11 protein-coding genes are annotated in these 11,372 nt (G+C 48.8%); 8 read left to right on the plus strand and 3 right to left on the minus strand.

Annotated elements, in window-relative coordinates; genetic code table 11:
- The 3 genes from FP815_07820 to lepB form a co-directional block, all read right to left on the minus strand.
- Nucleotides 1-535: amidohydrolase family protein (locus FP815_07820; protein ID MBA3014848.1), on the minus strand; the 535-nt coding region annotated here is incomplete at its 3' end.
- Nucleotides 535-1,467, minus strand: a complete 933-nt coding sequence (locus tag FP815_07825) for an aspartate carbamoyltransferase catalytic subunit (protein MBA3014849.1) — start codon at nucleotides 1,465-1,467, stop codon at nucleotides 535-537. The genes FP815_07825 and FP815_07820, both read right to left, overlap by 1 nt.
- Before the next feature lie 13 nt (nucleotides 1,468-1,480).
- On the minus strand, nucleotides 1,481-2,116 hold the full coding sequence (gene lepB / locus FP815_07830) for a signal peptidase I (GenBank protein ID MBA3014850.1): 636 nt from the start codon (nucleotides 2,114-2,116) through the stop codon (nucleotides 1,481-1,483).
- 53 nt (nucleotides 2,117-2,169) lie between these two features.
- Here lepB and FP815_07835 point away from each other — a divergent pair, with 53 nt between their 5' ends.
- From FP815_07835 to FP815_07870, 8 genes are all read left to right on the plus strand, one after another.
- Entirely contained in the window at nucleotides 2,170-2,421 is a 252-nt protein-coding gene (locus FP815_07835) for a hypothetical protein (GenBank protein MBA3014851.1), read from the plus strand.
- Nucleotides 2,422-2,564: 143 nt separating this feature from the next.
- Nucleotides 2,565-3,656 carry a type IV pilus assembly protein PilM gene (gene pilM / locus FP815_07840; protein MBA3014852.1) on the plus strand — a complete coding sequence of 364 codons (1,092 nt, stop codon included), beginning with the start codon at nucleotides 2,565-2,567 and terminating at the stop codon, nucleotides 3,654-3,656.
- Nucleotides 3,565-4,257 (plus strand): PilN domain-containing protein, encoded by a 693-nt coding sequence (locus FP815_07845; protein ID MBA3014853.1) that lies wholly within the window; start codon nucleotides 3,565-3,567, stop codon nucleotides 4,255-4,257. The genes pilM and FP815_07845 overlap by 92 nt, the downstream gene beginning before the upstream one ends.
- 14 nt (nucleotides 4,258-4,271) lie before the next feature.
- Nucleotides 4,272-4,904 carry a pilus assembly protein PilO gene (locus FP815_07850; GenBank protein ID MBA3014854.1) on the plus strand — a complete coding sequence of 211 codons (633 nt, stop codon included), beginning with the start codon at nucleotides 4,272-4,274 and terminating at the stop codon, nucleotides 4,902-4,904.
- Nucleotide 4,905: 1 nt separating this feature from the next.
- Nucleotides 4,906-5,418, plus strand: a complete 513-nt coding sequence (locus tag FP815_07855) for a hypothetical protein (protein MBA3014855.1) — start codon at nucleotides 4,906-4,908, stop codon at nucleotides 5,416-5,418.
- Nucleotides 5,418-7,316 carry an AMIN domain-containing protein gene (locus FP815_07860; GenBank protein ID MBA3014856.1) on the plus strand — a complete coding sequence of 633 codons (1,899 nt, stop codon included), beginning with the start codon at nucleotides 5,418-5,420 and terminating at the stop codon, nucleotides 7,314-7,316. Before FP815_07855 ends, FP815_07860 begins: the two co-directional genes overlap by 1 nt.
- A gap of 23 nt (nucleotides 7,317-7,339) precedes the next feature.
- The gene (locus FP815_07865) at nucleotides 7,340-9,238 is read left to right on the plus strand and encodes a hypothetical protein (GenBank protein MBA3014857.1); all 1,899 of its coding nucleotides are present in this window, start codon (nucleotides 7,340-7,342) and stop codon (nucleotides 9,236-9,238) included.
- A 77-nt stretch (nucleotides 9,239-9,315) separates the two neighbouring features.
- Nucleotides 9,316-11,372: DUF1566 domain-containing protein (locus FP815_07870; protein MBA3014858.1), on the plus strand; the 2,057-nt coding region annotated here is incomplete at its 3' end.

Raw genomic sequence — 11,372 nt, forward strand, 5'->3', positions numbered from 1 at the left:
GTAGATCAAAGTTAGCGGCATACTCCATGGCTCGTCGCATCATCTGGCTATTTATAACCGGACGGCCGTCATCGGTGAAGGCCACAGCACCAGATCTCTTCATCTCGGCAAATTCGGCAAGATTTTCTCCGTGGCTGCCTTTACTGATTGCTCCAACAGGATAGACGCGCGCTGAGGCCCCTTGAGCCCGGGAGACGACCAGGCTGATGCTGCTTTCTGTGTCAAGCACCGGGCGGGTATTTGGCATGCAGGCGACTGCGGTAAAGCCCCCAGCAGTCGCGGCAGTGGTTCCTGTTGTGATCGTCTCCTTATACTCCTCTCCCGGTTCTCTGAGATGGACGTGGATATCGATAAGACCAGGAACTATCCATTTGCCGGTGAGGTCGAGGTGTTCTGTTCCTTTAGGAAGTGGATCTCCAGGAGTGATTGTTCGGCATAGTCCATCAGCGATGAGGAGCGTGCCAATCTGGTCAACACCGTTTACTGGGTCGATAATTCGGCCATTTTCAAGAACAAGTGGCGGGAAAGAACTCATTAATCACCTCCCAAGACAAGATAGAGGAGCGCCATGCGAATGGCGACTCCATTTTCAACTTGGTCAAGAATTACCGATTGTGAACCGTCAGCCACGTCCGGGGTCATTTCAACTCCACGGTTAATCGGTCCGGGATGCATGATCAATGCGTCGGGTTTGGCCAAGGCGGCGATGGTACGGTTGATGCCGAAAACGCAGGCGTACTCACGAAGAGAGGGGATCAGTGGGTCATGTTGCCGTTCTTTCTGGATACGCAAGGCCATGATCACATCGGCATCGACAACAGCATCGGCCACATGAAGGTGGCGGGTTGCTCCCATGGCCTCCAGGCCAGGGGGTAACATGGTGTTTGGTCCACAAACGTGGACTTGTGCGCCCATCCTGGTGAACCCTAAGATATTGGAATGGGCGACTCGACTATGGGTAATGTCGCCGATAATGGCGATTTTGAGGCCATCAAGGTGGCCTTTTTTTTCTTTGACAGTCATCATATCAAGAAGGGCTTGGCTTGGGTGCTGATGGGTACCGTCTCCGGCATTAATGATTGAGGCCTGAATATGTCGCTTGAGGAGTTCGGGAACGCCGGAGGAGGAGTGGCGGATAATGATGGCGTCAGGCTGCATCGCCTCAAGATTCCTAGCGGTATCAATCAGGGTCTCGCCCTTAGTAGCGGAGCTGGTGGAGGCGGAAATGTTAAAGGTATCGGCACTCATTCGCTTGGCAGCGACTTCGAAGGAGAGTCGAGTCCTGGTGCTTGGTTCAAAAAAAAGATTGATGATCGTCTTTCCGCGCAGAGTCGGAACTTTTTTGATAGACCGTGTGGAAATTTCTTTAAGTGATTCAGCTGTTTGTAGAATATAATGTAAATCTTCCGCTGAAAAATCATCAATGCTGATGATGTGTTTGTGGCTGAAGCGGTATTCGACATTCATCAGTGACCTCGTGTCAATGGATGAGGTTGAACAACCGGGAAAAACGGATGGGGAGATTGCTGATCTCAAAAGTCCATTCGCTGTTCCACGACCAGTAGAGAATAAATGCTTTGCCTTTCACTTCGGAAAGTTTGACGAATTTCCAGAATCGGCTGTCGTAGCTGTTGTCCCGGTTGTCTCCCATGACGAAGAGAGATCCTTGGGGCACGGTGATCGGTCCAAAGTTATCCCGGGGCTGCATTTCTGCAGGGAAAATATTTGGGTCTCGGTAGACTGCTCGGTCGACGATAAAAGGATCACCATTGACCAATAATTTTTTGTCTTTCATCTCGACGGTGTCGCCTTCGACGCCAATTACCCGTTTAATAAAATCTTGATCTGGGTTAACCGGGTACTTGAAGACGATGATGTCGCGGTGTTCTGGTTTAGAGATCGAGACCCAGGTTTCACCGGTGAATGGATTTTTAATGCCGTAGATAAATTTATTCACCAGAAGATGATCGCCAATGAGCAGGGTCGGCTCCATGGAGCCGGACGGGATTTTAAAAGCCTGGACAATGAAGGTGCGAATGAACAGGGCCAGCACCAAGGCGATCAGTATCGCCTCAATATATTCTCTGACCAGAGATTTTTTATTGCTAGTATCTATCAAAGGAAGACTCCATAAGCTGTGTGGTGGATGGGTGACGGGCAGCAGGGTGAGTGAGAAGCAAGCAAGGCAGTGAAAAAAGTCATTTCATCAAGGCTTCTGCTCCCGCCAATTTTTATCCCAAATTGGCGGAAAACACAAGAAGGTTTGAAAAAACGGAAAAATTAACGAAAGATTATGAAATCCAATATGTTGTGGTTGTGTGTTGCTCGACTATACTATATATGTGTCTTTCCTTTCTTGTGGAAGGTTTTTGCGAGAAAATAATTGCAATTTCAGGAAGATCACTTGTGAGATATGCTTGACAAACTTTTTGTTTTGTGGATTTTAATTTAATAGAGATACTATTTTCTTCCTGTTAAGTGCAGGATTTACAGGCTTTGGAGCAGTGTAATTCATTGTTGCAAAGCTTTTACGATTTATATCGAATTGCTGATATTTGGATCAGATGCGAAAAATTCAGTTCCCACATCTCGAATTTTCCCTGCCGTGGAGTAAGCGACAGAACTTAGCTGTCGGTCTTGATATTGGGTCGTATGCAATCAAGATCTGTGAGTTTGTCGAGACAGGAAAAAATTGTCGGCGCTTGGTCAAACTTGGTAGTGCTCTGTTGCCGGAAGGCGCAGTGTCCGATGGTATTCTTAACGACCCTGATGCCGTTGGTCAGGTAATTTCCGCGTTGATGGGTAATTTGCAGATCAAGAATAAGAAGGTCGCTATTTCCATGTCCGGTTATTCGGTTATTGTAAAAAAAATCAATTTGGCGGTGATGTCTGAGGATGATTTAGCCAACCATATCCATACCGAGGCAGAGCAGTATATCCCCTTTGATATTGATGATGTCTATCTCGATTTTCAGGATCTGAAGACCAATACCGATCATTCCGATCGCACAGATGTCATGCTGGTTGCCGCCAAGAAAGAGGTGGTGAATGCCTATCTCGGTATGCTTAAGGGGATCGGTCTGCAACCAGTGGTGGTGGATGTCGATGCCTTTGCCTTGGAAAATTCCTTTGCCGAGGTTTGCGGGGCAGACGAGAATGTTGCTTTGGTTGATATCGGGGCCAGTAAAATGAGTATCAACATTCTGGCCCACGGCACCTCAATCCTGGCCCGTGACGTGGTCATGGGCAGTTGGCAGATCACTGAACAGATTCAGAGTCAGTGTGGGTTGGAGTTTGACGAGGCCGAAGCGGTTAAGACGGGGCAGCGAGATCCGGGCGATCAAAAAGGGTGTATTGAGGAAATATTTGTCAAGAATTGTACCCAGTGGATACTGGAGATCAAAAAGGCCCTTGATTTTTATTTGGCGGGCCACAGTGAAGAGGGGATTGATCGGTTGGTATTGAGTGGGGGAGGCGCCAGAATTAAGGGGTTTGACCAGTTCCTGAGCGAGGAGACCGGGATCAAAGCCGAAATTTTTGATCCGTTTGTTACCGTAACGGTCAATGCTGATGAAATCGATAGCGCCTACCTTAAGCACATGGCGCCAGAGATGGCTATTGCCGCGGGACTGGCAATTCGCACTGCAGACCTGTAACCAAGTTGACCTGACGATGATACGAATCAATCTCTTACCAGTTCGGCAGATCAAACAGCGGATCAGAACCCGTCAGGAGGTGATCGGTTTGGTGTCAGCTGTTGTTGTCTTGTTGGGGGTTATTGTCCTGATGGGATTCGGGCAGGCCAGCAAGATTTCATCCTTGCAGGCGGAGTCTGCAAGGCTTAATCAGGAGCTTGCAAAGTATCAGGCGATAATTACTCAGATTGAAAATATCAAGAAGGCCCAGATGGTTATTGAAACCAAACTTGGGGTGATCAAGGCCTTAAAAGTATCTTCGCAATTGCCTACCAGGATACTTGACGAGGTCGCGACTCTCACTCCTCCTGATCGTATGTGGTTGAATTCTCTTGATTACACTAACGATATCATCACCCTTGCCGGGATAGCTCTTGATAACGCCACTATCGCTGAATATATGGACAAGATAAGCAAATCCGACTTTTTTGTGGCGGCTGAGCTTAAGAATTCTTCGCTGACCAAGGTCGGTAACCAGAAATTGAAAGCTTTTTCGATGATTATCAACGCTGTGGCTCCGGCCCGGCCCGCCCCCGCTCCTGTTGCGGGAGGCGTGAAATAATAAGCGGACGGCTCATGGACACCAAGAACATCCAGGCGGCTTTTGATTCCTTTATTGACACTAAGGTTACCCCCTTGTCGGTCAATCACAAAGTGGCGATTGCCTTGGCAGCGCTCATCGTGCCGGCCGCGTTGTTTTATTTTTTGTATTTTTCACCAAAAAGGCAAGAGATTATAGCCCTTGAGGCAAGTGTGACCCAGTTGCAACAGCAGATCGCCGAAGTTAAGGTCAAGGCTGCCAAACTTGACGAGCAAAAGGCCTTGATGGCCGATATTGAAAAGAAATTTAAAGAAGCGGCCTTAGTGATTCCCGACACCAAGGAAATACCCTCTTTGCTGTCAAGCATCTCTGGTGAAGGCAGTCGCGCCGGACTGGATATCTTATCCTTCGTTCCCGGGGCAGAGGCGGTCAAGGGTTTTTATGCCGAGATTCCGGTGGCTCTTTCTGTCAACGGAACCTACCATAATGTCGGCTATTTTTTAGATACGGTTAGCAAGTTACCCCGTATTGTCAATGTGTCTAAGGTTCTATTGGGAAGTCCGAAGTTGACCGATGGGGAGATGCTTGTAGACGCGAAATTGGATCTGGTCACCTATAAATTTATTGAGCCAGTCGAGGCAGCGAAGAACAATGCAACGAAGAAATAAGATGCATTCTCTACTTCTTCTTGGCTGCATTGTTCTTCTCTTTGGGGGGGGCATGGGTAGTGTTTGTGCCGCTGAGGTAGTCCCTCAGAATTCAGGTACGGTGGTGGCAGAAACAACGCTGCAGAAAAAGGGGTTGGAGGAAATGCTGAAAATACCTTTTGCTTACCGGCGAGAAAACCGTTCCGATCCATTCCGGCCATTCTTGACGGAAGAGACCGGTCCCACCCTGCGGGCCACAGAGGAAGATGCACCTTTAGTCGGGATGCAATTGTTTGAACCTGGGCAGTTGACCCTGGTGGCGATACTTTTTTCGGGAGAGCAGACTTTGGCCATGGTGGAGGATTCCACCGGTATGGGCCATATTATTCGGGTGAATGATAAAATTGGCCGTCGGGGCGAAGTGAAATCGATTGTATCCAACGCCGTCATCATTGAGGAGTGGTCTCTGACCACCAGCGGCACTAAGCGGGTCATGACCAATGAAATGGTGTTGCGAAAAGAGGGAGATCAATAGTGAATATCCAGCGACTTACGATATTGTGCGTAATGTTCCTGACTCTGACCATGTCAGTGGTTTTTGAGAAAGGGTGTCTGGCTCAGGCAGATGGCGAGTATCAGGCCTCGAGTGTTGTTTTTGAAAAGGTTGATGGCGGTCTTTCCTTGACGATCAAGGGGAATATGTCGCCTACATTCACCACCTATCAGCTTTTTGATCCGATGCGAGTGGTAGTTGACATCGCCAATGCCGGATTTGCTGACTCGCTTCATCTGCCAATTGAGGTGAATCAGTCCCCTGTGGCCATGATTACCGGGACTATTCTTGCCGAAAAAAAGCCGGTTATCGCCAAGCTTGAGATCGCGCTCAATTCTGACAGTGAGTATACGGTGAAACGGGATGCCAATGATATCACTATTATATTTGCTGCTAACAGTAAGGAGTCAGTTGCGCCCTCCCCTCCTCTTTCGGTTGGCACCGTGCCAGTTATAGAAGAGGCATCACAGAGAGGTGAGGGTGGAGGGCTTTCTGAAATTTATGACATGAAGGTTAAGAGAGAGGGGACCGACAGCGTTAGTATTCTTTTGGTAGCTGATGGTCCTATTCAGGATTACACTAAGGTGGATCTGACCAAAGGGGATGGTCGGCCGGATCGGATGTATCTTGATTTGCCGAGGGTAAAAGCCCCTGCCTTGGATCGGGATACAGAGGTTGGTGCTGGAGGTCTGGAGCGGATTAGGATTTCTGACCGAGCGGAAGGGGCGCGGTTTGTTTTTGATTCGAGTTTTGAGAGGCTGTTTAATTATACGGTTGCTCCGGCCCCTGAGGGTATTTTAATTAGCATTGCAGCTGACGGTGGGGTGATTGAGCAGGAAGAACCCGAGGACCCTGTCGCTCAGGTATTGGCTTCATCGGTGGCGTCGGATAAGAAAGTTAGTGTTCTTCACAAGCAGTTGCAGCAGGTGGGGATCACTGGCGATGAGTTTGCCGAGGCAGGTTATGACCGGCAGAAAATTTCGGTGGATTTCTATAAGACCAATCTTCACAATGTATTTCGTCTTATGGGCGAGGTCGGTGGCTATAATATTGTGGTGGACGATTCGGTCTCCGGGGTTTTGACCTTGTCGCTTCGCGAAGTCCCATGGGATTTTCTCCTGGATGTTATTATGAACCTGAAAGGGTTGCAGAAGGAGGAGCGGTATAACACCATTGTTATTTCGGCCAAGGAGAAGGGCTTTGTCTGGCCGGAGAAGGCAACGGCGAAGTCGGAGCTTGGGTTGGAGGCACCTGAGGATGACATGGTTGTGGCTATTGATAAAAAATTGAGTGATCCTCCGGCAGTGGTCGAAGCTAAGATGCTGGTTCAACGGGGAAATAGTCTGGTCCAGGAAGGGAAATTTAAAGAAGCGCTTGGCCTCTACCAGAAGGCGTTGGATAAATGGCCAACCAATGCGGAACTTGCCAAGCGGATTGCTGGAGTGTGTCTGGTGAATTTGGGCTATCATCAGGCTGGTGTCGATTATGCTAAAAAGGCGCTGGCTCTTAATCCTGATGACCTTGAGGCCTCATTGCAGGCTGCTGTTGGCTCGGCCAACATGAGGAGGCCAGAGGCTCAGCAGTATTTTGAAAAGGCGGTGAGTGGTAAGAAGCCTTCTCGTTCTGCGCTACTCAGTTTTATAAGTTTTCAAGAGGAGAGTTCTAATTTTGCTGGTGCTATGGCGACACTTGCTCAATATAATCAATTGTATGGCGCAAGCCTTGAGATAATGATTGCCAAGGCGAGGATATTAGATAAACAGGGAAAATCTGACTTGGCCGTGGCCGAATATAAATCGATCATGTATTCTGGCTATGAGTTGGCGCCCGATTTAATTCAGTACATAAAAGGCCGGATTGCCTTAGCGAATACGCAATAACCATTGACAATGGAGCAACTGTCATGCCAGCAGAATACTTTTTCACCAAGCATAATTTGAGCAGGTACACTTTCCTGTCCTGGGTGTGGGCACTTATCGTGACATTCGGGGTATGGGGATGTCTTCCCCAGCAGGGGCCGACGTCGGAGCAGCAGACTTCCGCTTTTATCGCTGAACACACCAAGGGGGCGACCGATGGTTCTGCCGAGAAACCAAAGACCGATTCTTTGTCAAATCAGCTGCCAGTACGCTATCAAACCACATCGTACCAGATATCTCCCTCCCCCTCCTCTGCTGTGGGATCATCTTTTTCCAGCGATGTCGCAATCCCCGTAGGTGCCAAGATCGCCCCCTCCGGGCCGAAACCTTTGCGTTTAGTGATGCAGGAGCTGGCGAAATTGAAGTCCATGAATATAAGTTGGGCCAATGATGTGGATCAGGAGGCCTTGGTCCACGTTACCATTATGCCGGAAGAGGATTTTTTTGAGGCCATCAACAATCTCCTTCGCCAGCTCGATTATTTTTATGAGATGCAGGGCAACACAATCGTGGTTCATCATAAGGAAACCAAGAAATTTCATGTCGCCATGCCGTTTATTTCCTCGTCATATTCAACCGGTGTTGGTGGTGATGTGTTGGGCAACACCGAGGGATCAAATATGACGGGAACCTTGAACATCAACAGCAATGAAAATAAATTTGATATCTGGGGTAATATCGAAAAAAACCTGGATAAAATTCTAGAGGTTTGGTCGATACCGCCCCCTCGTGTAGTTGACCTTGAAGCAACACCGTCTGCAACCACTCAGGAGGCAGCCGGTGTTGCGGCACCCCCAGCAGCGGCGCCCCCAGCAGTGGTTGAAGGTGTTGAAAGCGGCAGAAACTCTGGTCTTGGCTACTACACTATTGATCGACCGATCGGGCTGATCACGGTAACTGCACCTCGTGCCTTACTGGGCAAGGTTGAAAATTATATCAACAACTTGCGAGGTGAAATCTACCGGCAGGTATCGATTGAGGCAAAAATTATCGAGATAACCTTGTCTGGCGATAACACAACAGGTCTTGACTGGAGTTCTCTGCTGACCAAGTCCATCGGTGGATTTTCTCTTGATCCGGGTAGGCTTAGGGTCGATTCCGGCATCAATAATACCCGTACTGTCACGACGAACCACTCAGAAACAGCAAGCGCTTTATCACAGACAGGCCCTGACAGTTCGATTGCAATTGCTGGTTCGACAGGCACGATTACCGGGCCTGATAGTAGTATTACTGTTGTTGGTCCCAACCAAGCGATTTCTTCGGCGACCGATACTATTATCAACAGTGGGTCTATTCTAACCCAGAAGTTTTTGACCATGGCTCCTGTGACCTTTAATCTCTTGATTGACGCCATGAAGGAGCAGGGGCATGTCGAGGTCCTGTCAAGTCCCAAAATAAGTGTTATGAATGGCCAGCCAGCCATGATCAGTGTTGGTGAGAATGTGGCCTATATTAAATCGATCTCATCGACCACAGATAAAGATACCGGAACTATTTCCTATACGGTTACCCCTGACAGTGTCATGTCTGGACTTGGCTTGGGGGTTATTGCCACTATTATGGAAGACGACCAAATTATCCTCAGTTTGACACCGGTCACATCGTCGCTGACAGAGCTTGAGTATAGATCTATTGGTTCTAATCAGGTTGGTTTGCCTAGAGTTAGTCTTCGAGAAATGAATACCATGGTTCGGGTCAAGAACGGAGAAATGTTGGTGGTCGGTGGGCTGACAGATTCCAATGAAAATTATAGCAACACTTCAGTCGCCGGTTTAGGCGCATTGCCCGGTCCATTCGGCAAGCTCTTTAAAAGGGATGGTACTGTGACTCGGAAACGAGAGTTGATCATATTGCTTCGGCCACAACTCATTTCGCTATAGGTTTTTTTCGTGAAGTCGTGAAGTTGAGTTAGAGGCACCCGGATTGAATCTGACACAGTAGTTATGCAGATCGCAGAATGATGCCCTGTTTTGAGGAGAATATAATGGTGCAAGTCATAATTAATGGTGTGAAATTTTTTTGTTTATACGCTAAAGGGATTGGCTTCCTGTCTCAACGGGTTGGTTTGACTTTGGCACTCTCCTTCCTTGTTGTGGCCCTCCCAGCGATATCATTTGCAGCATACACTGACAACGCTGATGGCACCGTCACCGATACGAGCACAGGTTTGACCTGGAAGCACTGTGCTGAGGGACAGACTTGGTCAGGGACTACCTGTTCTGGAGGGCAAATAAAGACATACACCTGGGCTCAAGCCAATGCTCTCAGCAACACGGTGACCTTTGCTGGGCACAGTGATTGGCGAGTGCCTACAATTAGCGAACTGGAATCCATCATTGAATCGTATTTCCCCACTACCCCGGCAATCAATGAGCAGGTCTTCCCTAATAAGAGTAATAATATTTTCTGGTCGAGCACGACTGATTCTGCCAACGCTAATAACGGGATGTATGTTAATTTTGTCTATGGAGTAACATCCCCCATGGATAAGGCTCTTCCCATCGCGGCGGCTCACCTGGTCCGAGGAGGGGGATCAACACCTGGAGCCGGCATCGTTACTTTTGACCTGATCCTTGAGCGAGGATGGAATCTCGTTGGTAACAGTCTGGATCAAACTTTGAGTGTGGGCACTATTTTCGATGACCCTCTTGAAGTTGACACTGTGTGGAAATGGGATTCTGCTACATCGAAATGGCAGTTCTACAGCCCAGAGATGACAGCGGGAGAGCTTTTGGCCTACTCCGTCAGCAAGGGGTTTGCGGTAATGAGTGAAATTAAATCCGGTGAGGGATACTGGGTAAATGCGGTAATCAAAAATACCCTTCCGACTCAAACCGGCGCCCCTTATATTTTGAGCGCGGATGATCTTGTGGTGGGTTGGAATTTGGTGAGCACAGCAGAAAGCCTCACCCCGAGTGAGTTTAACCTCGCATTAAGTGATAATCCACCAGGATTTGCAGGCGTCCCTAACAACCTGACTACCCTGTGGGCCTGGGACCGGCTGTCCGGTAAGTGGTACTTTTATGCCCCCAGCCTTGAGGCCCAAGGGGGGACGGCTTTGCTGGACTATATCGTCAGTAAGGGTTTTCTCGATTTTACACAGAACTCGAAGACTTTGGGCAAGGGAATTGGTTTTTGGGTCAACAAGACCAGCCAGCCATTAACCGTTGCTCAGCCGACACTGAGCTTGGCAATGACTGCTAATAACGGAACTACTCCCGTGACCTCAGTGAGCAACACTGATCCGGCTTTGGTTACGGCTACCGTCCTGGACTCTGATGGAAAACCGGTTGCTAATGCTATTGTTACTTTTACTGTCGATGAACTCTATGGGGCCTTTTCCGGCGGAGCGAATACGGCGCTTACCAATGTTAACGGCTTGGCGACGGTTAAGCTGACCACTACCAATACTTCTGGTGGTGCCTCGACACTTCAGGCAAACACTACCGTCAACGGAACATCCGCCACGGCTTCTCTGAATTATGCAATCGGTTCCACGGTACTATCTTTGAGTTCTATTTCAGTCCCGGCGACATCCCTTTCCGCCTACGGAACCGCGAGTGTCAGCGTTGGGGTCCTTGTTAATGGCGCGCTATATACCACGCCCATCGCCGTCAGTTTCACTTCTGCCTGTGCGACAAGTGGCAAGGCAACCCTTACCCCTTCGGTGACCACGGTGAACGGCACAGCGACCGCGTCGTATCGGGATAATGGCTGTAACAATGGCAATCCGGGTGATACTATCACTGCCACCCTCCTTAATGGGGTGACTGCGACAGCGAATTTGAAGGTCAGTTCACCAGCGACTGGTTCATTACAGTTTGTCTCTGTTGTAACCAATCCGTTGTCTACTCCGCCGATGATTACCTTGAAGGGAACAGGAGGCACCAATAAATCGGAAACAGCCAAGGTAACCTTTAGGGTGGTTGACAGCGCTGGCTATCCCTTGGGGAATACCTTGGTTACCTTTAGCCTCAATACCTCTTTGGGAGGATTGTCATTGCTCTCCTCACA

Source organism: Desulfobulbaceae bacterium (genome assembly GCA_013792005.1).
GTDB lineage: Bacteria > Desulfobacterota > Desulfobulbia > Desulfobulbales > VMSU01 > VMSU01.

Coding starts and splice junctions, on each gene's coding strand:
- FP815_07850 (MBA3014854.1), top strand. CDS start 4,272: ATGGACACCAAGAACATCCAGGCGGCTTTTGATTCCTTTATTGACACT.
- FP815_07845 (MBA3014853.1), top strand. CDS start 3,565: ATGCTGATGAAATCGATAGCGCCTACCTTAAGCACATGGCGCCAGAGA.
- FP815_07855 (MBA3014855.1), top strand. CDS start 4,906: ATGCATTCTCTACTTCTTCTTGGCTGCATTGTTCTTCTCTTTGGGGGG.
- pilM (MBA3014852.1), top strand. CDS start 2,565: ATGCGAAAAATTCAGTTCCCACATCTCGAATTTTCCCTGCCGTGGAGT.
- FP815_07825 (MBA3014849.1), bottom strand. CDS start 1,467: ATGAATGTCGAATACCGCTTCAGCCACAAACACATCATCAGCATTGAT.
- FP815_07865 (MBA3014857.1), top strand. CDS start 7,340: ATGCCAGCAGAATACTTTTTCACCAAGCATAATTTGAGCAGGTACACT.